Consider the following 23,583-nt stretch of genomic DNA (forward strand, 5'->3'; position numbering starts at 1 on the left):
TTATATCCAAAATCTAAAGCATAAATAAAATTTGCGCCATTTGTGAAAAACATTGGTGTCATTCGTGTTTAAAAAAATAAATTTTTAACACTGAAAATCAATTAATTAAAATATTTAGCGTAAAAATAACACAAATAAATTTGGAAGATAAAATCAGATTCCTTTAAATTTGTGTAAAAATAACGCAATCATGAAATATACATTAAATAATACCATCGAAAGATTTCATCAAAAAGAAAATCCGGAATTTCTTTTCTTTTGGGGACATACCGTGAAAGATGAAATTACAAAAGCCTGCTTCAGCCAGTGGTTTCCTTTTGAGTTTCAAGAAAACGGAAACATTTACAAAACAGCAGAACATTATATGATGGCCGGAAAAGCGAAATTATTTAATGATCATGAAGTTTTAGAGCAAATTTTAAAAGCAGAAACTCCGAATCAGGCAAAAAGTTTAGGCAGAAAAGTCAGAAACTTTGATCCGGAAATCTGGAACAAACATAAATATGAAATCGTGAAACAGGGAAATTTTCTGAAATTTTCACAAAATGAAAAATTTAAAGAATTTCTGCTTTCAACAGGCAATACAATTTTAGTAGAGGCAAGTCCGTACGATAAAATCTGGGGAATCGGAATGCTGGAAACCAATGCAAAAGCAAAAGATCCTTCAAAATGGAATGGTGAAAATTTATTAGGATTTGCTTTAATGGAAGTAAGAGACGAATTAAGAGGGTAAAAACACAATAACCGTAAACCAATTAGAAATCATGAAAAAAACAGAACTCCATCCTCAGATATTTTTAATAGAAAATTTCCTTTCGGATCAAGAATGCGATCATTATATTGAAATGACGAAGGATAAAGTCTTTGAGGAAGCGAAAATCAATATGAGAGGGCGCCAAGTCATGAGCAAAGGAATCCGAAACAATGACAGATTGATGATTTTTGATAATAATTTAGCCGAAAATCTTTATGAAAGAGCCATCGAATTTCTTCCTCAGATTCATGACAGTTATGAAGTTTCGGGATTTAATGAAATGTTCAGGATTTATAAATATTCTCCGGGACAGCAGTTCAAAATGCATCACGATGGAAGCTACATCAGAAATGAAAATGAGAAAAGCTTCTATACCTTTTTAATCTATCTGAATGATGATTTTGAAGGCGGAGAAACAGAATTTGAACACTTGTTCACTGTAGCTCCGAAGAAAGGCTCTGCGTTGGTTTTCTATCATCCTTTGAGACATGAAGGAAAAACACTCATCAGCGGACAGAAATATGTTTTAAGAACAGATGTAATGTATTTAAAGACTTAAAAATGAAAAAGATCTACGTTTCAGGAAACGGAAATGTATCCTGGGAAAAGTTTCAGCAGTTTTATATTGAACCGTTAAAGAAATTCAACCTTGATGAGTGTGAGTTTATCATCGGAGATTTTTCGGGAGCCGATACATTAATGATGGAATTTTTAAAAGATAAAACAGAGAAGGTAACCATTCTTCATGTTGGAAAAAGACCCAGATATTTTGCCAATTCTTTTAAAACAAAAGCGGAAAAATGGAAAGTTATCGGAGGATTTACTTCAAATTATGAAAGAGATACCTTTGGAATTGATCTATGCACTCATTTTCTGGCGGTTGATTTCAATACCGATGAAAAAAGAAAAAGCGGAACATTAAAAAATATCGAAAAATGTTTTGCTCTGAATAAAATAAAAGTGTAAAAAATTTTACCCATAATTTGCGTAAAAAATACACGAAATTAATAAATTGTTTCACTAAAAATCATAAAGCTATGTTTGGATTTACACACATCAAATTTGATTCTATGACGTACGTTCTTCATTTTAAAAATGGAAAGATCGCCAGAGAAGGAAGAGGTTTATCGTTCTTTTATTTCGCTCCCAATTCGTCTATTGTGGCGATTCCTTTGGGAAGCAACGATCTGCCGTTTATCTTTAATGAAAACACGAACGATTATCAGACCGTGAAAATTCAGGGACAGATCAGCTATAAAGTGACCGATCCGAAAGCTCTTTCCAACACGCTGGATTTTACCGTGGACGGAGAAGGAGTTTACAAAAAGAATGACATTGAAAAGCTGAACCAGAGAATCATCAATCTCGCACAGACAGCGACTTCATCATTCATTCATCAGCTCAATTTAAAAGATGCTATCCGTTCTGCCAAACAGATTGAAGATCATATTCTGAAAGGATTAATCGATTCCGAATCCATAAAAAGCATGGGAATTGAAATTCTGGGAGCCAATATTTTAGCAGTTCAGACCACTCCTGAAATGGCAAGAGCTTTGGAAACGGAAACCAGAGAAAAACTGCAGCAGCAAGCCGATGAAGCGATTTATGAAAGAAGAAATTTTGCAGTGGAACAGGAAAGAAAAATCAAGGAATCTGAACTGAACACGGAAATTGCGGTTGAAGAAAAGCAAAAGCAGATTGAAGAAAAAAGGATGGAAACCGAAGTTCAGCAGGAAGAAAACAACAGAATCCTTCGTGAAATGAAAATTGCCGCCGATATTTCTGTAGAAAATCAGAGAAAAAAACTGATCGAGCAAAAAACGGAAAACGACAGAAAAGAAGCAGAAACTCAAGGTTATATTCTGGAAACTTCCTTAAAACCATACAAAGAAATCGACTGGAAAGTCCTCACTGCTTTGAGCGGAAGACAGGATGCGAGAAATAACATCGCTTTAGCATTCAGGGAATTGGCAGAAAATGCCGGAAAAATTGGAAACTTAAACATCAGTCCCGATTTGTTGGATAGTATTTTGAAAAAGTAAGAGGCTGGAAGAGGGAAGAAGGAAGTTGGAAGCATTTAACTGTCTCAAAAAAAGGATAAAATAGGTTATCGTCTTTGCTGAGCAGAGCGCCTTTGCGAACCTTAAAAACAGTTAGTAGTAAAATAAAAACTTTGCGGACTTTGTGTTAAAATAAAAACTTCTGAATAATTAAAAAAATGAAAGTAGAATACGCCATCATCATCAAAAATAAAACCCGTCTTGATTCTCTGGTCGAAAGATTCAACACGCAGGCTCAGGCGAAGTTTTATATTGAAAATTCCGGAGGAAATTTTCAGGAATATGTGGATGAGCACGAAAAATTCGGTCAGTCATTTCTGGAAGTTCAGACCCAGCTTTCCAAAATCATCAAAAATAAAGTGATTGAAAGAGAGTTTGTTCCCTCCTATATTTTCTCTGAAAACAACCTGATTGTGGTGGTCGGACAGGACGGTTTGGTAGCCAATGTTGCCAAATATTCCAAACACATTCCCATCATTGCGGTGAATCCCGATCCCGAAAGATATGACGGCGTTTTACTTCCCTTCACAGCAAAAAACTTTTTAAAAGGCGTACAAGCTGTGATGAACGGAAATTTTAGTTCAAAAAAAATGAAGTTTGCCGAAGCTGTACTGAATGACGGACAAAAATTACGGGCAGTGAATGATTTATTTGTAGGAATTTCCTCACATTCTTCCGCGAGATACAAAATTATGCTGAACGGAAAAGAAGAAACCCATTCTTCCAGCGGAATCATAGTTTCCACAAAAACAGGAAGTACAGGCTGGCTGAGTTCCATTTTCAATATGGCGTTCGGAATTTTAGGCGAAACAGCTTTAAAATATCCGCAACTGAATGAAGAAGATTTGTATTTTGCAGTAAGAGAACCTTTCAAAAGCATCCGAACGCAAACCGATATCTGCAGCGGAAAATTAAAAAAAGGAAACAAATTAATCATCGAATCACTAATGCCGAATAATGGTTTTATATTTAGCGACGGAATTGAGCAGGATTTTCTACAGTTCAACAGCGGAGCAACAGCAGAAATCAGGCTTTCTGACGATGAAGCAGTTTTAGTTTTAAATTAAAAACAACCATGAAAACTATAATATATTTAAAAGTCGACGCAACAAACCCTCAAGTTGAAGTGAATAAATCATTATTCAAAATTATAAATATAGCAGAACTCTGAGATCTTAGCTGAGTAGAACGCCTTTGCGAACTTAAAAGCATTTAGTAGTAAAAAAAAATTTAGCGGGCTTTGCGTTTAAAAAAAACAGCAATAAAAAAAATAATTTATTTAAAAGTTAGATGTAAAAACCAACCATGAAAACAATACTATATTTAAAAGGCGACGCAACAAACCCTCAAGTTGAAGGAAACAAAATCATCGCACACATCTGCAACGACATCGGAGGTTGGGGAAAAGGTTTTGTCTTAGCCATTTCAAACCGTTGGAAAAAGCCTGAAAACGAATATAGAAAATGGTTTCAGGATGCTGAAAATTTTAATCTTGGAGAAATCCAAACCGTTCAGGTTCAAGAAAACGTTTGGGTTTGCAACATGATTGGTCAGCATAAAATTAAAACCAATTCAAAAGGAATTTCGCCGATTCGTTATGAATCCGTTGAAAAATGCCTTGAAAAACTTTCTGATGAAGCAAAGAAAATAAATGCAGGAATTCATATGCCGAGAATCGGTTGCGGTTTGGCAGGCGGAAAATGGGAAGAAATCGAGCTGATTATTGAAAGAACACTTCTGAAAAACAATGTCGAGGTATTTGTTTATGATTTCGAATAATTGGAAAATCTCTGCGGACTTTGCGTTAAAAAATAAAAACAACATGAAAACAACAACTTTATACAGACCCGTCGGAGAAAAAGAAATGCTCTTAATCATCGAAAGCAATTACAGAAAATTCCCTCCAAGATTAAACTGGCAACCCATTTTCTACCCTGTTCTGAATGAAGAATACGCTTCCGAAATCGCAGAAAAATGGAACACACGAGACGAAGCCGGAAATTATCTCGGTTTTGTTACCAAGTTTGAGGTTTCGGAAGAAACGGTTAGAAAATATCCCTCACAAAACGTAGGAGCCCGAAATCACAACGAACTCTGGATTCCTTCCGAAGAACTGGAAGAATTTAATCAGGCAATTATCGGCAATATTGAAGTGACAAAAGTTTTCATGGGAAAAGACTTCAAAAAAGCAGCAAATGAACAACTGGAAAATCTATTGATAAACATTAAAAAACTAACAATGACAAATAAAGGAATGGCGAAAGATACCCTGGAAATCTTAGCTAAAAAATATTATATCAACGAAAACAACGAAAAAATAAGCATCGAAAACGAAATGGAAACTTGTATTAAAGAAACCGTTTTGTATTCCTCGGAAGAACTGTCGGAAATGACAAAAAACGAACTTCCGGAAACCCACTTCGAGACTCAGTTTGAAGTCCGGAGATGCAGTTCCCTGAAAGCCATTTTACAGTTAGCTGCAGAAGAAGATCAGGAGAAGCTCATGTGCCTGAATTTCGCATCAGCAAAAAATCCCGGTGGTGGTTTCATCAACGGAGCCGAAGCGCAGGAAGAAAGTCTGGCAAGAACTTCCGGACTTCACGACAGTCTGCTTCAGGGTTGGGAATATTACGAAACCCACCGTGCGATGGAATCATGCTTTTATACAGATATGATGATTTACAGCCCGAAAGTTCCCGTTTTCAGGAAAGATAAAGGAGAATTGCTGGATCAGCCTGTTTTGTGCAATTTTATCACCTCTCCCGCAGTGAACGCAGGCGTTGTAAAACGTCAGGAACCGGAAAGAGCCCACGAAATCTTCGGAGTAATGGATGTAAGAACAGATAAAATGCTTGCTTTAGCTTTAAACAAAGGAAATGAAACCTTAATTTTAGGAGCTTGGGGATGCGGAGTTTTCAAAAATGATCCGAAAGAAATTGCCGAATTATTCAAAAAGCATCTTCTTGGGAAGTATAAAAATAAATTTAAAAGAGTGGTCTTTGCCATTCTCTCGAAAAAGGAGGAAATGATAAAGCCGTTTGAAGAAATATCATGAAAATCAATTTAAAAAAATATAAAGAACAGCTACAGGATTGGCCGGAAAAAGGTTATCATATCATGGCTCAGTATGATGAAGATAAAATTATTGTCTACCAGTCGTATCGGAAAGAAATAGGCAATTTTGCCGTTAAAAATCAATATTTTGGTGGCGGATTCAGCTTAGAAAGAATGACATGGATAAAACCGAACTTCCTTTGGATGATGTTCCGAAACGGTTGGGGAACAAAAGAAGGACAGGAGTCTGTTCTTGCCATTCATCTGAAGATGGATGCATTTAAAAATTATCTGAAAAATGCAGTCTATTCTTCATACAATGAAAAATTAGAAATTTCAAGGGAAGAATGGCAGAATCAGGTGAAAGAATCTTCTGTGAGACTGCAATGGGATCCGGATCACGATCCTTTCGGAAACAAACTGGAAAGGAGAGCTATTCAGATTGGTTTGAGAAATGATTTCATCAAAACCTTTGCAAAAGAAGACCTCCTTTTCATTGAAGATATTTCAGATTTTGTTAAAGAACAGCATCAGTTTGTTTTGAATGACGATTTAGATAACTTAGTTCTTCCGGAAGAAAAACCGTTGCTGTTTGATGATGAGGATTTAAATAAGAAATTAAGGTTAAAATAATGAAAGATAAACTCTTACTCGCTTCAAAATCACTTACGGGGATTTCCATTGGTGATGCTTTTGGGGAAAGTTTCTTTGGTGAAGAAAGTATGATCAGAATGCACATCCATCAAAGAATCATTCCTGAAAGCACTCTGGATTTTACGGATGATACCATTATGGCAATTGCTGTTTTCAAATCATTGGAAAAATTCGGACAAATCAATCAGGATTTTCTGGCGGAAGAGTTTACCCAAAATTATTATCTTGATATTAATCGAGGTTACGGACCTTCAATGCATCAATATTTCAGAGCAGTAAAGGATGGTGAAAACTGGAAAGAAGTTTCCTATTCAAAATTTGGAGGACAGGGTTCTATGGGAAACGGAGGAGCGATGAGAGCTTCTGTAATCGGAGCTTATTTTTATGATGAACAGGATCAGCTTAAAACAAATGCAGAACTGTCCTGTGAAGTCACCCACGCCAACAAAGAAGCAATAGAAGGCACAAAAGCCATTGCATTAGCCGCAGCTGTTGTCATTCAGGAAAAATTAGGATTGATACAGTTGAGTCAACAGGAATTTATTCAAAAAATTCAGTCTGAATTGAAGGATTCTGATATGAAAAGTAAACTGAACAAAGTCTTATATTTAGACGGAAATCCAAGCATCGAGTTATTGGTCAAAACACTAGGAAACGGAATAAAAATGACCGCTCAGGACACCGTTCCGATTGTACTCTGGATGCTTTCGAGATACCGAAGCAATGTTGAAGAATGTCTTTGGAATACAGTTTCTGCGTTAGGCGACAGAGATACAACCTGCGCAATGGCAGGAGGAATAAGTATTTTAAGCTGCGATGAAGCATCAATTCCGGATTGGACAAAGAATGTTGAGGATTGGAAAAAAAGCAAATTTTATGAACATTGAATTAACAAAAGGCGATATCACCAAAATAGAAGCAGACGCTATCGTTAACGCAGCCAACTCTTCCTTATTGGGCGGTGGCGGAGTAAACGGAGCCATTCATCGGGCAGGAGGAAAAAAGATTCTTGATGAATGTATAGAAATCCGAAACCGACAGGGTAAATGCAAAACAGGAGAAGCCGTCGTTACAACCGGCGGAAATCTCCCTGCGAAATACGTCATTCATACCGTTGGTCCGGTCTGGAACGGAGATGAAGAAAAAGTGTCGAAATTACTGGCAAATTGCTATTTAAATTCATTGAAATTGGCAGAAAGTCTGGATGTGAAAACCATCGCTTTTCCCAACATCAGCACAGGAATTTATCGCTTCCCAAAAGAATTGGCGGCAAAAATTGCCATAGATGAGGTGAAAAACTTTAAATCGGAGATCATAGAAAAAGTAGTTTTCGTCTGTTTTGATGATGAAAATGAAATAGTTTATAACAAATTTTTAAAAGAAATAAGATGAAAGGTTTTGTATTCGGGAAATTTTATCCATTCCACATCGGTCATCAGAAAATGATTGAATTTGCTTTGGAAAAAGGAAGCATAACTGTTTTGATATGTGCGGAAGAAAAAGAAAAAATAGAAGGAAATATCAGAAAGCAATGGATAAAAGACACTTTTCCTGATAACAGAGACCTGAAAGTGAAAGTTTTTAAATATAAAGAAAGCCAATTTCCAAACACTTCGGTTTCAGATTGGGACGTTTCTAAAAAATGGAGCGAGGTTTTTAAAGAATATTTCAAAGATGAAGACTTTCTGGTAACTTCCGAAGAATACGGAGAAATGCTTTCCGTAATCATGGATATTGATCATTTTATGTTTGATGAAGACCGGGAAAATATTCAGATTTCGGCTTCAGAAATTCGCGGAAACCTATTTGAAAGCTGGAATTTCCTTCCGCGCTCTGTTCAGGAATATTTTGCTTTAAAAGTGGTTTTTCTCGGAACGGAATCTACCGGAAAAACAACAATGACGAATAATGTAGCGGAATATTTTAAAGCCAATAAAGTCTCAGAAGCAGGAAGAGATCTTATTTCAGATTCAAAAGAATTTGAGTTTGAGGATTTGGAAAAAGTATCCACAGAACACGCCCGAAGAATTGAAAATACGGATCACAGCAAAAGCTTTTTAACGCTGATTGATACGGATATTCACATAACTCAATCTTATGCAGAGTTTATTTTTGGAAAAAAATTATCCGTTCCGGAAGAAATTATTGAGAAAAATAAAGCTGATCTCTATCTTTATTCCACCAAAGATGCAGAATACATTCAAGACGGAACAAGGCTTGAAATTGATGAAAGAAATAAACTGGACGAAAGCCACCGAAACCTATTAAAACAAAACAACATTGATTTTCTGGAAATTTCCGGAAGATGGGAAGAACGAGCAAAAATGGCAATTGAAAATATTGAAAAACTTATCGCAGAAAAGAAAAAACTTTAGAATAAATACTCTTTGAGATCTTCGCTGAGTGAATAGTTTATACTGAACTTGTCGAAGTACCTTTGCGAACTTAAAAACAGATAGTAGTAAAAAAATCTTCGCGCTTAAAAAACTAAAATAACAAACAAATGAAAAAACTAACCATATTAACCGGCGCCGGAATCAGTGCCGAAAGCGGAATAAAAACCTTCAGAGACGGAGACGGTCTTTGGGAAAATCATAGCATCACAGATGTGGCAAGTCCGGAAGGATGGCGAAAAGACAGAGCTTTGGTTCTTGAATTTTACAACCAGAGACGAAGACAGCTTCACGAAGTAGAACCGAATGATGCACACCGATTACTGGCAGAACTGGAGAAACATTTTGAAGTTCAGATCATTACCCAGAATATCGATGATTTGCATGAAAGAGCAGGATCTACGAATATTTTACATTTACATGGCGAGTTATTCAAATCCTGTTCATGCAGCAATAAAAACCTGATTTACGAGCAGAAAGATGATATCAACATCGGCGATAAAGCAGAAGACGGAGCGCAGTTAAGACCATTTATTGTTTGGTTCGGAGAAGACGTTCCGCTGATGAGAGAAGCTACGAAAATGGCAAAAGAAGCCGATATATTTTTGGTAATCGGAACGTCTTTACAGGTGTATCCTGCAGCGGGATTAATTCATGATATCAAGGATGACTGTCTTTTAATCGTGATCAACCCCAACGAAACTGGTTTCGGGTACGGACAGAGAGCCGTTGTCATGAAAGAAACCGCAACACAGGGAATGAAACTACTTTTTGACAAACTGCTAAATCTTGCATAGTGGAAAATATCATAAAATCAGCAATTTTCGGAGTTTGTGTGGGTGATGCTTTAGGCGTTCCCGTAGAATTTAAAACCAGAGAAACTTTAAAAGCGTTTCCTGTCGAAAATATGCGGGAATTCGGATCGTGGAACCAGCCGAAAGGAACGTGGAGCGACGACAGTTCGTTAACGCTTTGTATTGCCGAAAACCTAACAAAAGGATATAATCTGGAAAAAATAGGACAAAGCTTTGTGAAGTGGGTAAAATACGGACATTGGACGGCTCACGGAAGATTGTTCGATATTGGCGGAACAACAAGGCATTCTGTTGCAAGATTAATAAAAGGAGAAAGCGCAAAATTTTCGGGAAATATTTTCGAAGAAGATAACGGAAACGGTTCCTTAATGAGAACACTTCCGTTGGCGTTCTACCTTAAGGACGAAGAAAATATTGAAAAGCTCTATCAGACGGTAAAAGAAGTCTCTGCAATCACACACGGACATTTTCGCTCGGTGTTTGCCTGCTTTGTTTATGTAATTTTTGCCATTGAATTAATCAAAGGGAAAGATAAAAAAGAAGCGTATCATTATACTCAGAAATTGGTGTTGCAATTTGCAGAAATTCAAGGTTTTAACCCGAAAGAGATACAGCTTTTTGACAGGGTTTTAAAGAATGATATTTCAGAATATCATGAAGATTCCATCAGTTCAGGAGGTTACGTTCTTCACAGTCTGGAAGCCTCATTATGGTGTTTCTTAAATTCAGAAAATTATGCTGAAGCAGTATTGAAAGCTGTTAATTTAGGAGAAGATACCGATACAACCGGAGCCATCACAGGCGGAATTGCCGGAATATATTACGGTTTTGAGAGTATTCCGAAAGAGTGGGTTGATGTTTTGGCGAGGAAAGAGGATATTGAAAAATTGTGTGAGAAATTTATGAATGTCCATAATTTGTTATGAATCAGTTTTTAGCAGTTTATATGTCATTTCGTAGAAATCTCAACACATTGAAATGAGGGGGGGGTAGATTCCTTCGGAATGACAAAATTACTTTTATAATTTAATGAAAAATGAACGAACAACATAAAAAAAGAATAAGCAAATACCTAAGCTTGGTGCTTAGACACAAACCCGAAGTTATCGGGCTGAATTTAGACGAAAACGGATGGGCAGATGTGGAAGAATTACAGGAAAAATGTGCAAAACAAAATCGTGCTTTCACACTGGAAGAATTGGATGAGGTGGTGGAAACCAACGATAAAAAACGCTTTATTTTAAACGAGGATAAAACCAGAATCCGCGCAAATCAGGGACATTCAATTGATATTGATCTGGCGCTGAAACCACAACAGCCACCGGAATTTCTTTACCACGGAACCGCAGAAACCAATCTTGCATCCATCTTTGAAAAAGGAATTGAAAAGAGAAACAGACAGCACGTCCATCTAAGTCAGGACAAAGAAACCGCAACCAAAGTCGGAATGCGTCACGGAAAACCTGTCATTTTAACCATAGAAACAGGAAAAATGCACGAAGACGGAATCTTATTCTACCTTTCCGAAAACAAAGTCTGGCTGACTGATTTTGTGGATGCAGAATATATTTCGAAATGACAGCTAAAGAATTTGATGAAGCCGTAAAAGACTTTTCTCCTGAAAAAGAGGATTTAAAAGGAAAAGTTAATGAATTATTTGGAAAAGGAGCGGGAACCGTACGTATTTTATACTTTATTGTTGAACATAAGAATTGCAGATTAGTTGAAGCAATGGAAATTGTGGAGTCCTGCCCGAATTATCACAACAGATTTAAATAAATGAAAGATTGCCAATTTGAATTATACAACTTAAAAACAGATCATTTGAATATTATAATTACCTTTTCAATAGAAGATAAAATTGTAATTTATGGATGTGAAATTGGAGATGTGGTAAGGAAAATTACGGGCAATTTTGATTATGAGTATTATTTAACAATAAATAGATTAAATCTGATTCAGTTGAAATTAATGAAAGGCTTAAAATCTTTTGAGGAATTGAAAGAATTCTTCATTAAAAATTTTTCTGGGGAAAACTGTATTGAAGAAGTTAAAAAATTTTGCTTTCAAAATTTTATAAGATATGAATTTAGTGTTTGGAGATAAAATATGAAAAGAACATTAGCAATAGGCGACATTCACGGAGGATTCAAAGCATTGACGCAGGTTTTGGAAAGAGCCGCTGTTACAGAAAATGACACCCTGATTTTTCTTGGAGATTATGTTGATGGCTGGAGCGAATCTTCTGAGGTAATCCGCTTTTTAATTGACATTGCCGAAAAGCAGGAATGTATTTTTATTAAAGGAAATCATGATGCATGGACGGAAGACTGGCTTTCTTTCGGAAAAAGTGAAGATGTATGGCTTTTCAATGGCGGAAAAAGTACGGTAGAAAGCTATTCAGATTTCTCTTTGGAAGAACTTGAAGTTCATCTTGAGTTTTTCCAGCGGATGAAAAACTATTATGTTGACGATAAAAACCGACTGTTTATTCACGCAGGATATTCGTCCATGCACGGTCCCGAAAAAGAAGTATATTCCAGCAATTACCGTTGGGACAGAACATTATGGGAAACAGCCGTTGCAATGGATAAAACTTTGGCGAAAGACTCCGAATTCTATCCGAAAAGGCTGCTTTTATACCACGAAATTTTCATCGGTCATACACCAACGCTGCATTTGGGAAGTAAAGAACCCATCAACAAAGCGAATGTCTGGAATTTAGATACCGGAGCTGCCTTCACCGGAGCATTAACAATCATGGATGTCGATTCCAAAGAATTCTGGCAAAGCGATTCCCTTCCGTCATTGTATCCCGATGAAAAGGGCAGAAATAACTATACTGTTAAACCGAAAAACCGCTAAATATCTTCTCTAAATTGGGAAGATATTTTTTTTGATACTTAAAATCAGCGCCATCAGCAAAATCAGCAGGAGCAAAATACACATTGGTCATGTCATTAAGAATATAAACCGCATTTTTACGAGCGTAGTTCAGAAGGAGAGTGAAAAAGCTTATTCAGAGATAGATCCTTTCTTCAAGAGATTTAGCAAAGTGAATGACAATTCTGGAAAGCAACACCTTTGCTGAGTAAAACGGCTTTGCGAACGAAGAATATTTTCAATTTTTTTTAATAAAATCTTTGCGGTCTCCGCGTTAAAAATAATAGGTTTCACAAACTTTAAGTAATTTTAAAGCCCAAAATACCACTCAATGAAACTGAAATATCTTTTTCTGCTGCTTACCTCCTCGTTCATCTTTGCCCAGAGTCAATTTCAGACCCCTTTTAAAAAAGGAAATGGAAATCAGACGGTTACTTATGATGAAATGAACAGCTATTATCAGAATTTAGCTAAAAATTTCAACACCATTCAGTACCTTAAAAAAGGAGAAGACGATAACGGAAAAGCAATTTATGTGGTCATTTACAATCCTTTTCCCGAAAAAGACCTTGATAAATTAAGAAAAAACAAAGCCGTTTTGTTCATCAATAACGGAATTCATCCCGGCGAACCGGACGGAATCGATGCGACCATGATGCTGATGAAAAATCTGGCAACTCAGAAAATCAAAACACCACAGAATTTCATTGTTGCTGCCATTGCAGCGTATAATGTAAGCGGAATGCTCAATCGCGGATCGTTTTCCAGAGCCAACCAGAATGGTCCGGAACAGTATGGCTTCAGAGGAAATGCCAGAAATTATGATCTGAACAGAGATTTCATTAAAGCAGATACTAAAAATGCCAGAAGTTTTCAGGAAATTTATCAGTGGCTGAAACCGGATGTTTTCATTGACAATCACGTAAGTAACGGAGCAGATTATCAATATACATTTACTTATATTTCTACTTTTAAGGAACGTCTGGGAAATGTTTTGGGCGAATATTTTTACAACAGCTATCAGGCTAAAAATTTAAACGACTTAAAAAAGCTGGGTTACGAAAGTACGCCTTATGTCAATATTCATGGCGATATTCCGGAAGTTGGCTTTGCTTCGTTCGAAGATTCCCCGAGATATTCTACAGGATATACCTCGCTGTTCAATTCTTTGGGAACCGTTCCTGAAACGCATATGCTGAAACCATACGACAAAAGAGTGGATGCGACGTACAAATATATGTTGGTGAATCTTCAGAATTTAGATCAGGATTATCAGAAAATAAAACAACTCAGAGTTGAAAATCTAAAACAGTACCAAGCCGGAAAACAGTACGGAATCCGCTGGAAAATAGATTCTGCAAAATATACCACCATGGATTTCAAAGGTTTTGAGGGAAAATACAAACCCAGTGAAATTTCCGGAAAACCGAGACTCTATTACGACAGAAGCAAACCCTTCACGAAAAACATCAGGCTGTTTACAACCGCAGTTCCTACAGGTTACATCACCATTCCGAAATATTACGTCATTCCGCAGTCGCAATACTGTGTTATTGAGGAATTTAAAAGAAATAAAATTCAGATGAAGCCGATTCAGAAGGACAGCACGATTGCGGTGGAATCTTACAGAATCAATGATTTTAAAACCGTGAAAAATCCTTACGAAGGGCATTATCTCCATTTTGAAACAACCGTAGATAAAGCGAATAAAAAGATAACTTTTTCAGCAGGTGATTACATGGTTCCGACCGATCAGGAAGGGGTAAAATACATCATTGAAACCCTTGAACCGGAAGCGCTGGATTCCTTTTTCAACTGGAATTTCTTCGACGGTATTTTAGCCCAGAAAGAATATTATTCAGCCTATATTTTCGAAGATACCGCTGCAGAATTACTGAAAAAAGATAAAGATTTAAAACAGAAATTCGAAGCTAAAAAAGCAGCCGACAAAAAATTTGCCGACAACGGAACCGCTCAGCTCGACTGGATCTACAGAAATTCTCCCTACTTCGAAGAAAAGACATTCAGACAATATCCTGTTTACAGAATCTTATAAACTTTTGAATTTTATTTAATTTGTTGATAATCAGTGTTTAATTTCCGTATTTTTCACATACGGAACTGTTGTTTTTACTGATGGAATTTAATTTTTATCAGGCGAAATTTGCTTTACTAAAACCAACACTTATGGCAACTAAAAAGCAATTTTTCGTTTCACTGGAAGGCGTAGACCTTACCGACGAACAGCTAAAAAACATCGACAGAGGAATTCAGAATGTAGTGCTTTCCGAACTGTCCAAAGTAGACAACACTCAGGCTTTCGGAGCACACAGAAATTTCAGAGAACTGACTAAACCCTTAAAGGTTAAAGACTGGTTTCCTTGGGGAATCATTATTTTCAAGCCGGGAATTGATCTTACCAAGCAGGTTACAGAAATCCATAATCAGATAAAAGCTTATGGAGGCTAGTTTTAACTCTTCAAAAAAGATGTGTCCCAGCTACGTTGGAAAAGTTGGGGCGCAGCTTTTCGGAGTCGTCAATAAAGACGGAAAAGTACAGTTTATAACCCCTCTTACCGTCACAGAAGATTTTATTGAACAGAATGGAAATCTGGAACAGCGATTCCGTTTCACCGGAAAATGTGTAGAAAAAGGATGCGGACAATGGAATCATGAGGAATCAAGATGTTCTCTGTCTAAAAAAGTTCAGGATCTGAATTTTCCAAAAAATACTGAACTTAGCTTTTGCCCGATCCGTTCGCAGTGCAGATGGTTTTCTCAGGATGGCAAAGAAGCCTGTTTTTCCTGCAATGAAGTCACCCGAAATATGGAAGAATTACTTGTTAATAATTCAGCACAATAAAAATCCAACGATAAAATTGGCGGCATATACTTTGAATGGTTGATAATTAAGATTTTATCTGAACATCAATTTTTCAAACTTACTATGAGGAAACTTCTAACCGCAGGTATCGCAGGAATTTCAGCATTTGTTGCTGTGGTTTTTCTTTCGGGATACGGATATATTTTTAAAGCTTTAGCGATCAATTTAAAAAAAGGACCTTTTACTCCTTCAACAGACGATGAGGAAAAATTTCCTTCACGGGTTATTCGCAACAGACATCCGAAACGATGGAAGAAACACATCAGTTACAATAAAAAGGAACTTTCAGAAAGAGTTTTGGAAGAGCTAAAAAAGACAAGGGCATCTTCTCTTCTGATAATTCACGACGGAAAACTTCTTCACGAAGAATACTGGAAAGATCACAACGCTTTTTCTTTAATGAATTCCTTTTCAATGGCGAAAGGCGTTCTTTCAATTTTAACGGGTTGCGCGATTGATGAGGGATATATTGAATCTGAAAACCAGTTGATTTCAACCGTTTTTCCACAATACAAAAACAGCCGTTTCGGAAAATATCTCACGTTTAAACATTTGATGACGATGCAGGCGGGATTGGATTGGGAAGAAGAATACCATCATCCTTTTGCAGAAAATTCCAGACAGTATTTTGTAGACGATCTTGCGGAGCAGGCTTTCGGAATTGGGTTCAAGAAAATGCCGGGCGAAAAGTATGAATATCAAAGTGTTGCTGCGCAATTATTAGGACTTTCGTTAAGAGAAGCAACGGGAAAAGATCTTGCAGTTTATCTTTCAGAAAAAATATGGCAGCCTTTAGGAATGGAATTACCTGCAAAATGGAGCATCGACGAAAAAGGCGTTGAAAAAGCGTTCTGCTGTATCCATGCAATACCAAGAGATTTCGCAAAACTCGGACAGCTTATCATGCAGAAAGGAGAGTGGGAAGGAAAGCAGCTCATCAGTAAAGAATATTGTGAAAAACTTTTATCGCCCACAATAGAGAACGATGCATTTTGCTACACCATTTGGGCAGATGACGAAAGTGATCATCAATACAGATTTTTTTACGGCTTTTTAGGACAGTTCATTATCATGGTTCCCGAAAAAAAGATGGTGATCGTGAAAACCGGATTTTACAACAGGTTGGATGTCGATAAAAAGAAAAGACCGCTTCAGGTAAAGCTTTTGGTAGAAGAACTTACAAAACTGATATAAAAAATTAAGCTGCAGAATTTCTGCAGCTCATTTTTTTGATAGTAAACTTAGAATGAATCTCTGTAGTTTAGATTCCCTGTTGCTCCCTGTGGAAGAAAAACAACTTTTCTTTTGATGCTTTTTGCTTTTTCCAGAGCTTTAAGCGCTTTTTGACGTTCAACTTCCCGATTGAAGTGAGAGTTAATGTTCTCAGATTGTGTAGTTGCTTTCATATGTATATTTTTTGGTGTGTTACAGTGAGCTAATCTAAAAATATGCCGTTTTTAGGGTAAATCTTCCAATGAGGTATCAAAAACAAAAAAAATATTTTTTTTCAGTTCTTTCTTATTCTTGGCATAGTAGTTGAATACTCAATTGCAACTATTAAAAAATAAACAAATAAGGGATCTTAAATATTTCCCGGAGCAATTCGGGAATATTTTTTATCACTAATTACAGGAAAAACACCAATCACTATAAATATTAATACTTTTGACTAAATCCCTGGTTATTCCGGGGATTTTTTCTTATGTTTTTATTTGATAACTTTACAGAAAAATAGTTCATGGCTTATATAATTAAAACAACATCAGACGGTTTGATTTATGTGAAAGCGTCGAACGTTATCCACGTAAAAAAGCCAAATGCACTGGAAGGAGCAAAGGTTATGGGACAGCCATTGGTTATTAATGTGAATCATATTGGCTTTCTGAGCTACAATATCGAAGGTCATGTTACATTCTTTATGGCAAGCGGGTTCGAGATCTCGATGAAGATATTTTACGAAGAAGCGGAAGAGGCTTTTAACTGTGCAAAAGGAAGTATCGAAAAGATCATCAGGTAAATTTTAATCAATAAAAAAGACGTTTCAGCCGAAACGTCTTTCTTTTTTATCTTGGTAAGCCTCTTTTCAGAGCAATTTCTGCTCTTTTTACAGCGACTTTTTCTTTCCAGTCCATGTATTTCTTCTTGAAGTTCTTCTTCATGATATCATCAAATTTACGCTGTACGGTAAGATTCCATAAAGAATGCGCCTTCACCGCCCAGGATTTGTCCCATGCTCTCAGCGAAATAGAAAAACTTCCGTCCAGATATTTCATCCAGTGCCACCATCCTGTAGGCATAAATAAAGTGTCTCCGTGCTCAAGATAGCATTCAATTCCTTCTACGCCGTCTAAAGCGGGGAATTTTGTGAAGTCAGGATTTTCAATATCATAATCTTCCAGCGCATACGTTGCGTAAGGAATCTGGTACAGTCTTTCTTTCCATTTGTAATCGAACAGTAGAATATGCTTTCTTCCGTTAAAGTGGGTATGGAAAATATGAGCCATATCAATATCAAAATGCAGGAAGGTTACGGAGCCTTTACCTCCGAAAAACATATTGGGATATTTGTCCAGAAATCCACCCATTAATTCTTTAGGAGAAATATAATCTTCCAGAAGTTTCGGGGCAAATTTTATCGGGTCAAAAAGGAAAATTCTAAGATCGGTAGGTTCTTTCTGGATAAGATCGATATAATCTCCGAATTTCATTTTGGCTGCAGAAGCGTTAATGGGAGCTGCAGGATCTGCCTTCGAGCTGTCGTACAACGGAACTTCCACATCACCTACTACTTCCTTCATGTACTCCATGGTCCATTTCTGGTACGCTGGCCATTTTCTTGCCATGTTCTTAATGACAACAGGTTTTCTCGGCTTCAGATACTTTTCAATGAATTCTTCCTGAGTAATATCATCTACAATATCTATAGGCTTTAAATTGATTCCCATTTCTTAAAAATTTAATGTTACAAAATTATTAAATAAAAATATATGTTAACGGATTTAAGCTTTTTTTAATCTATGATTCAAATCATTTTTAACTATTTAGACTAAATAAAAAACTGAAAAATAATCTTAAGAGCATAAAAAAACACCCTGCAAAAAGAATTGCACGGTAAAAACACAATTTGATGAATAAAAATTCATTTCTTCCCGCTAAAATAAAAAATTATTTATAACTGATTTTTGTGCGGATGTGAATATTATAAGCAAAAAGATAGGAAAATTTCTATCCCATTCTATAAAAAGTTTCGAATGTATTTAAATATAAAACACAAAATAAATTTTGATGAATTTTATTAATTTTTAAATAAAAAATATTTTTTTTCCTACCCAATAAATACGGCGTAATTTGCTGATTTTCTTATGCAGTAACTTTACAATATTATTCATAATTTTATGATATGACACAAATGAGAAATTCGCGAAACGTTTTGCGGTGCTCTACCGTAAGATGTATTTCTTAAAAGTCATCATGATGCATCATCCGAACTGTACATTTATTCTAGGCAAAATTGTATAGCTAGGGAAAATTGATTATTAACGATTCTAAAAAACAAATTTTATGAAAAAGAAGATTTTATTTAGCGCCATGATGGGTATTTCAGTGATGGCGTTTGCGAAAACACTTCAGGCTGTTTGGACTTCAACCTGCGGAGTGAAACATTATACAACATTTACCGGAGATTGGAGTCAATCTGATATGGCTTTATGGATTGCAGAAAAGAATGCAGACGAGTGTGGTAATTATCCTTCAAGTGTAACTTTTAATCCTTAAATTAAAAACTCTGTCTCAAATTATTATTTTGGGACAGAGTTTCCAAATTATTACATCATGAAATCAAAAAAAATATTTCTTTTACTTGCCATCTTTTTTAGTTTTTTTCCTTTTTCACAAAAAATTTCTTTTGTTCCTTCTATCAGAGTTACATATGACTCCGCTTTAAACTTAGGAGAAAATTTTAAAAAAGAACAAAGATTTGTTTTGATAGGAAATTCACAGGATTATTATTTTGGAGCAAATCAAAATTATTTAAATGATACAGGACAATACGAAAGTAAAGGTGTTGATCTGAGAGCAATCAGCGATTATTTTCAAGAAAGGGTTATTGGGAAAAGCGGAATAATCAATACCTTTTTAACAGTTACCGAAAATAAAATAAGATATCAGGAGGCTTTAAAATTACAATGGGTTCTTTATTCTGATACAAAAATGATAAATGGAATTAAATGCCAAATGGCGGCAACAAACAAATTCGGAAGACGATGGATTGCGTATTTTTCTAAAGAATATTCTCAGTCTTTAGGTCCCTATAAATTTAATGGATTGCCGGGTTTAATTTTTGAATTGTATGATACCCGGGATGATTATCATTTTACAGCATCTAAAGTAGAGAAGTTTGATGATGAATTTAGTTTTAATATAGGAGCATTTAAAAAATATAACAAACAAGATTACTTAAAGGCTTCTTTTAATCTCAGGTTTACTTCAGCTTCTTTACCCGTTTTACAGGGAGAAATGAGAAAGGAGTTTGATGATATGATGAAAAGAAAGCAAAAAAGATTTAACAATCCTCTCGAATTAAAACCTTTTGAATAATACTTTACATTCCTACAAAAGATAAAAAGAAAAGAGCCCTAAAACTAATGCTCAAAACACAAATGTACCGACTTATCTTTTCAAAATTTTTATCAGTTCTTCAAGCTGAGAACTGATTACTCTTGCTGCTTCAGAATCTGTGATATTGATAATAATTCCCTGTTGAAAATCTTTTTGACCAATCGAATTATCGTGCATTTCAAAATTGTCCTGTGAATTTGAAACTGTTGATTTTTGACCATCTTCAAAAAGGTCTTGAATTTTCACCTGAAAAATTTCGGCAAGTTTCGGAATATATTGAGACTTAATATCGGTGATTTCATTTTCCCAGTTGGTGTATGTATTTCTGTCTAATCCCAACATATCGGCAATTTCCTGTTGAGAAAATTTGGTTTTGCTTCTCAGCCTTTTAAGATTAGTTCCCACTCCCATAAGTGAAATTGTTTTTACGAATGTATAGATTTAGCCAAAGAATTAATAATAAAAACCTCAAAAAGTCAGTTCTTTCGTGAAATATGGCTTGATAACAAAATCCAAAGAAAATTTTTCATTCGGGAAAAATTTTTCCTTTAAAAAATAAAGTTCAGGACATTAAAAAATATCACTATGTTTGTAGTGATAAAAAGAGGTTTAACTTTTGGGCTTAAATACAATCTTTATACTCGTGTAACAAAACGCTTTAACCATTAACTAATTAAGCAAATAATAAATTATGAAAAAGAGAATATCTTTATTCCTGATGATTTTTTTCTCTGTGATCGCTTTTGCACAGAAAACGGTTTCGGGGAAGATCACGGATGAAGACGGGGTTGGAATCCCAAGTGCAAGTGTAACGGTGGAAGAGCCGGGAAAAGATGCCATTCTTGCCTATGGAATTACCAACTCGAAAGGAGAATACAAAGTCACCTTCACTTCAGGAGAATCCAATGTAGACCTTAAAGTAAAGGCTTTTAACCAGAGACCTTTAACGAAGCAGATCAGCAACAGCGATCAGACACTCAACTTCAAAATGGATTCTGAGGCTACGGAAATTAAGGAAGTGAAGCTTAAAACAAAAATGGTTACGGCAAGAGGAGACACCATTTCCTACGATCTTAAAGCATTCGACAGCAAGAGCGACAGAACATTAGCCGATGTTTTGAAAAAAATGCCGGGAATTGAAGTCAATACAGATGGAACCATTCTTTATCAGGGAAATGCGATCAATAAATTCTACGTCAACGGAAAAGATTTAATGGAAGGAGGATATGGAACCATCAACAACTCACTTCCGAAAGATGCAGTACAGAAAGTTGAGGTACTGGAAAATCACCAACCCGTAAAAATCTTACAGGATAAAGTGCCTTCTGATCAGGCAGCTATTAATATCAAACTGAAAAATTCTGTGACCATGACGGGAAGAGGAGAAGTAGGAGTAGGAGGAAGTCCGCTTTTATGGAATGTAAAACTTACGCCGATGTTCTTCGGGCAGAAAAGTCAGTGGGTGGTTAACTACAAATCGAATAACACCGGAGAACAGGTAGAAAACGAAGGAAATATTCTCTCTTTCGGAAATAGATTTGAAGGAAGAAGAATCAACGCAACCCAAAACGACTGGCTGAATGTAGAAAATGCAAGTACCCCGAATCTTCCGGTAAAAAGATATCTGATGAACAGCGTTCATTATGTATCTGCAAATTACCTGACCAATATCGACAAGAAAAAAGAATGGGAACTGAAAGCCAACGCCAATTATACAAATAATGCGGTGGAAAGAGAATCTTATAATGAGCAGGAGCTTTTTGCAACTCCCAACAGACAGGCATCTACTATATTGCAGAATATCCACAATAATTTTTATACAGATAAAGCAAAAGGAGAATTAATCTTTACCAAAAATGCAAAAAAAGGATTCTTTAAAAATACCACAAGTTTTTCTCAGTACTGGAATGCAGACAGAGGGATTGTAGACAGAACCGTTAGAGGCTCTGCAAGTAGTTATACCTCACATGGAGATGAAGCGGTGGAATCGCCTACAACATCTTTCCAAAACTCATTGAGTACTATAGTTCCCTGGAAAGAAAAAATGGTAAATGTATTATCGTACATCAGTTATCAGACAGACAGACAGACTTTGGATGTTTCACCGGCTTCCTATCTCGCAATTCCTGGCTTTCTTCCTACTTCTACAGATTTTGTGAGACAGAATTTAAGACTTAAAACTTTTGAGGCGAATCATTCTGCCAATATTGGTTTTTCTACAAAAGGATGGACGTTTACGCCGGAAGTTGGATTTAATTTTAAATCGACCGATTTAGTTTCTGGTTTGTCAAATATTATAACAAATCCTTTTACCACTCCAAATCCTACACCCGCTTCACAGTATAGTAATGATTTGAAGTATACTACCGCAACACCTTATGGAAGTTTAGGGGTAAATTATAAAAGTGATTCGTGGATGTTGTATGCTAATTTCCCGGTGAACTCGAATAATATTAAAGCAGATGATCCGATAAGACTGGTTTCGAAAGAAGTAAATAAAGTGACATTTGAACCAAGTATTTTTGCGCAATATACCTTTGCTTCTTTCTGGAAAGCTTCCGTAAATGCTAATGTTAATAATAATTTTGGAGAAATAAACACAGCCTATTCAGGGTTTTTAATGACTTCTCCGGCGGGAATCAGTGCGATGGATATTAATAATCCGATTCCTCAGAACAATAATAAATCTGCCGGAACGAGAATCGAATACAGAAATCCGTTAAATAATTTATTCTTTAACATCAACTACAGATTTTCTGATGCAAAGAGAAACTTAATTTCCAATCCTACAATCAACGAAGCAGGATATACAATTATGCAGTATAAAGAGCAGGACAATCATGTTTTAAATAATGGATATAACCTGGAAGTAGGAAAATATTTTCCGAAGTTTAAAACGAATGCTTCCGTCAGCTACAGCAATAATACAGCAAAATCTGATGCTTTTCTGGATAATGCTTCTTACACGAACAAGAACAACAGTCAGTCATTTGGCGTTAAATTTAACAATACCTATTTCAGTTGGATGAGCATTGATTATAATGCAAGTTTCTCAAGAACAAAGCAGACAAGTACAGGAAGAGTGGTTTCTGATGCTGCAAGAAAAGGATTCACCCATAATTTAGGACTTTTCTTCTATCCGATAGAAAACCATACCATCGGCTTCAACTGGGATCAGGTGAACACCAATGCGGTAGATCAGAAATACCATAACGGATTCTACGATCTTTCTTATCAGTTCACATGGGCTAAAAAGAAAATTGATTTTGAATTAAAATGGATGAATATCGCGAATAAAAGAGTATTTGAAACCTATGAAATTAATGCAACAAATACCAATTACACAAGAATTCAGCTTCGACCAAGTCAGGTCATGTTTACTGTAAAGTTCAACTTTAAATAAAATCAAAACCAGTCTTCAAAGGCTGGTTTTTTTATTTGATAAAAGAAAATTCAGAAACAAATTAAA

The 23,583-nt window shown here is 35.9% G+C and carries 28 protein-coding genes; 25 read left to right on the forward strand and 3 right to left on the reverse strand.

Features of this window, described 5'->3' with window-relative positions; translation table 11 throughout:
• Positions 1 to 190: 190 nt before the first annotated feature.
• From BW951_RS06535 to BW951_RS06635, 21 genes are all read left to right on the forward strand, one after another.
• The gene (locus BW951_RS06535) at positions 191 to 733 is read left to right on the forward strand and encodes an NADAR family protein (RefSeq protein ID WP_076391077.1); all 543 of its coding nucleotides are present in this window, start codon (positions 191 to 193) and stop codon (positions 731 to 733) included.
• A 31-nt stretch (positions 734 to 764) separates the two neighbouring features.
• The gene (locus BW951_RS06540) at positions 765 to 1,313 is read left to right on the forward strand and encodes a prolyl hydroxylase family protein (RefSeq protein WP_076391078.1); all 549 of its coding nucleotides are present in this window, start codon (positions 765 to 767) and stop codon (positions 1,311 to 1,313) included.
• Between the two features lie 2 nt (positions 1,314 to 1,315).
• Positions 1,316 to 1,720: a hypothetical protein gene (locus BW951_RS06545; RefSeq protein WP_076391079.1), complete on the forward strand. Its 405-nt coding sequence runs from the start codon at positions 1,316 to 1,318 to the stop codon at positions 1,718 to 1,720.
• A gap of 71 nt (positions 1,721 to 1,791) precedes the next feature.
• On the forward strand, positions 1,792 to 2,796 hold the full coding sequence (locus BW951_RS06550; RefSeq protein WP_076391080.1) for an SPFH domain-containing protein: 1,005 nt from the start codon (positions 1,792 to 1,794) through the stop codon (positions 2,794 to 2,796).
• Between the two features lie 176 nt (positions 2,797 to 2,972).
• On the forward strand, positions 2,973 to 3,881 hold the full coding sequence (locus BW951_RS06555; protein ID WP_076391081.1) for a diacylglycerol kinase catalytic domain-containing protein: 909 nt from the start codon (positions 2,973 to 2,975) through the stop codon (positions 3,879 to 3,881).
• A gap of 238 nt (positions 3,882 to 4,119) precedes the next feature.
• A complete protein-coding gene (locus BW951_RS06560) occupies positions 4,120 to 4,593 on the forward strand; it encodes a macro domain-containing protein (protein WP_076391082.1) in 474 nt (157 codons plus the stop codon).
• Positions 4,594 to 4,636: 43 nt separating this feature from the next.
• Positions 4,637 to 5,869, forward strand: a complete 1,233-nt coding sequence (locus BW951_RS22990; RefSeq protein ID WP_228427511.1) for a TIGR02452 family protein — start codon at positions 4,637 to 4,639, stop codon at positions 5,867 to 5,869.
• Positions 5,866 to 6,501 (forward strand): DUF4291 domain-containing protein, encoded by a 636-nt coding sequence (locus BW951_RS06570; RefSeq protein ID WP_076391083.1) that lies wholly within the window; start codon positions 5,866 to 5,868, stop codon positions 6,499 to 6,501. The genes BW951_RS22990 and BW951_RS06570 overlap by 4 nt, the downstream gene beginning before the upstream one ends.
• Positions 6,501 to 7,409 (forward strand): ADP-ribosylglycohydrolase family protein, encoded by a 909-nt coding sequence (locus BW951_RS06575; RefSeq protein WP_084196373.1) that lies wholly within the window; start codon positions 6,501 to 6,503, stop codon positions 7,407 to 7,409. Before BW951_RS06570 ends, BW951_RS06575 begins: the two co-directional genes overlap by 1 nt.
• Positions 7,399 to 7,914, forward strand: coding sequence for an O-acetyl-ADP-ribose deacetylase (locus BW951_RS06580; RefSeq protein WP_076391943.1), 516 nt, complete (start codon positions 7,399 to 7,401; stop codon positions 7,912 to 7,914). The genes BW951_RS06575 and BW951_RS06580 overlap by 11 nt, the downstream gene beginning before the upstream one ends.
• Entirely contained in the window at positions 7,911 to 8,897 is a 987-nt protein-coding gene (locus BW951_RS06585) for an AAA family ATPase (RefSeq protein ID WP_076391085.1), read from the forward strand. Before BW951_RS06580 ends, BW951_RS06585 begins: the two co-directional genes overlap by 4 nt.
• A gap of 128 nt (positions 8,898 to 9,025) precedes the next feature.
• The gene (locus BW951_RS06590) at positions 9,026 to 9,712 is read left to right on the forward strand and encodes an SIR2 family NAD-dependent protein deacylase (protein WP_076391087.1); all 687 of its coding nucleotides are present in this window, start codon (positions 9,026 to 9,028) and stop codon (positions 9,710 to 9,712) included.
• Positions 9,712 to 10,656, forward strand: coding sequence for an ADP-ribosylglycohydrolase family protein (locus BW951_RS06595; RefSeq protein WP_076391089.1), 945 nt, complete (start codon positions 9,712 to 9,714; stop codon positions 10,654 to 10,656). The genes BW951_RS06590 and BW951_RS06595 overlap by 1 nt, the downstream gene beginning before the upstream one ends.
• Before the next feature lie 110 nt (positions 10,657 to 10,766).
• The gene (locus BW951_RS06600) at positions 10,767 to 11,309 is read left to right on the forward strand and encodes an RNA 2'-phosphotransferase (protein WP_076391091.1); all 543 of its coding nucleotides are present in this window, start codon (positions 10,767 to 10,769) and stop codon (positions 11,307 to 11,309) included.
• On the forward strand, positions 11,306 to 11,509 hold the full coding sequence (locus BW951_RS06605; RefSeq protein ID WP_076391093.1) for a hypothetical protein: 204 nt from the start codon (positions 11,306 to 11,308) through the stop codon (positions 11,507 to 11,509). Before BW951_RS06600 ends, BW951_RS06605 begins: the two co-directional genes overlap by 4 nt.
• Positions 11,510 to 11,836 (forward strand): hypothetical protein, encoded by a 327-nt coding sequence (locus tag BW951_RS06610; RefSeq protein WP_076391095.1) that lies wholly within the window; start codon positions 11,510 to 11,512, stop codon positions 11,834 to 11,836.
• Positions 11,837 to 11,839: 3 nt separating this feature from the next.
• A complete protein-coding gene (locus tag BW951_RS06615) occupies positions 11,840 to 12,595 on the forward strand; it encodes a metallophosphoesterase family protein (protein ID WP_076391097.1) in 756 nt (251 codons plus the stop codon).
• Between the two features lie 349 nt (positions 12,596 to 12,944).
• Positions 12,945 to 14,669, forward strand: a complete 1,725-nt coding sequence (locus tag BW951_RS06620; RefSeq protein ID WP_076391099.1) for a M14 family metallopeptidase — start codon at positions 12,945 to 12,947, stop codon at positions 14,667 to 14,669.
• Between the two features lie 131 nt (positions 14,670 to 14,800).
• Positions 14,801 to 15,082 carry a hypothetical protein gene (locus BW951_RS06625; protein WP_087706606.1) on the forward strand — a complete coding sequence of 94 codons (282 nt, stop codon included), beginning with the start codon at positions 14,801 to 14,803 and terminating at the stop codon, positions 15,080 to 15,082.
• Positions 15,072 to 15,476, forward strand: a complete 405-nt coding sequence (locus BW951_RS06630) for a hypothetical protein (protein WP_076391103.1) — start codon at positions 15,072 to 15,074, stop codon at positions 15,474 to 15,476. Before BW951_RS06625 ends, BW951_RS06630 begins: the two co-directional genes overlap by 11 nt.
• A gap of 84 nt (positions 15,477 to 15,560) precedes the next feature.
• Positions 15,561 to 16,691 carry a serine hydrolase domain-containing protein gene (locus BW951_RS06635; RefSeq protein ID WP_084196375.1) on the forward strand — a complete coding sequence of 377 codons (1,131 nt, stop codon included), beginning with the start codon at positions 15,561 to 15,563 and terminating at the stop codon, positions 16,689 to 16,691.
• A gap of 47 nt (positions 16,692 to 16,738) precedes the next feature.
• On the opposite strand, the gene BW951_RS22675 is transcribed toward BW951_RS06635, so the two are convergent.
• Positions 16,739 to 16,903: a hypothetical protein gene (locus BW951_RS22675; RefSeq protein WP_175608794.1), complete on the reverse strand. Its 165-nt coding sequence runs from the start codon at positions 16,901 to 16,903 to the stop codon at positions 16,739 to 16,741.
• Between the two features lie 332 nt (positions 16,904 to 17,235).
• Between BW951_RS22675 and BW951_RS06640 the strand changes: the two genes are divergently transcribed.
• Positions 17,236 to 17,514, forward strand: coding sequence for a hypothetical protein (locus tag BW951_RS06640; protein WP_076391105.1), 279 nt, complete (start codon positions 17,236 to 17,238; stop codon positions 17,512 to 17,514).
• A gap of 46 nt (positions 17,515 to 17,560) precedes the next feature.
• On the opposite strand, the gene BW951_RS06645 is transcribed toward BW951_RS06640, so the two are convergent.
• Positions 17,561 to 18,442, reverse strand: coding sequence for a cupin-like domain-containing protein (locus BW951_RS06645; protein WP_076391107.1), 882 nt, complete (start codon positions 18,440 to 18,442; stop codon positions 17,561 to 17,563).
• A gap of 616 nt (positions 18,443 to 19,058) precedes the next feature.
• Between BW951_RS06645 and BW951_RS06650 the strand changes: the two genes are divergently transcribed.
• Both BW951_RS06650 and BW951_RS06655 read left to right on the forward strand, forming a co-directional pair.
• Positions 19,059 to 19,271: a hypothetical protein gene (locus tag BW951_RS06650; protein WP_076391109.1), complete on the forward strand. Its 213-nt coding sequence runs from the start codon at positions 19,059 to 19,061 to the stop codon at positions 19,269 to 19,271.
• Between the two features lie 57 nt (positions 19,272 to 19,328).
• A complete protein-coding gene (locus tag BW951_RS06655) occupies positions 19,329 to 20,093 on the forward strand; it encodes a GLPGLI family protein (RefSeq protein WP_076391111.1) in 765 nt (254 codons plus the stop codon).
• Between the two features lie 72 nt (positions 20,094 to 20,165).
• Here the strand turns inward: BW951_RS06655 and BW951_RS06660 are convergent, their stop codons facing one another.
• A complete protein-coding gene (locus tag BW951_RS06660; protein WP_076391113.1) occupies positions 20,166 to 20,525 on the reverse strand; it encodes a helix-turn-helix domain-containing protein in 360 nt (119 codons plus the stop codon).
• Between the two features lie 280 nt (positions 20,526 to 20,805).
• Between BW951_RS06660 and BW951_RS06665 the strand changes: the two genes are divergently transcribed.
• A complete protein-coding gene (locus BW951_RS06665; protein WP_076391115.1) occupies positions 20,806 to 23,517 on the forward strand; it encodes a TonB-dependent receptor in 2,712 nt (903 codons plus the stop codon).
• Positions 23,518 to 23,583 lie beyond the last annotated feature (66 nt).

This window comes from Chryseobacterium gambrini, from assembly GCF_900156825.1.
In the GTDB taxonomy this organism is placed as follows: Bacteria; Bacteroidota; Bacteroidia; order Flavobacteriales; family Weeksellaceae; genus Chryseobacterium; species Chryseobacterium gambrini.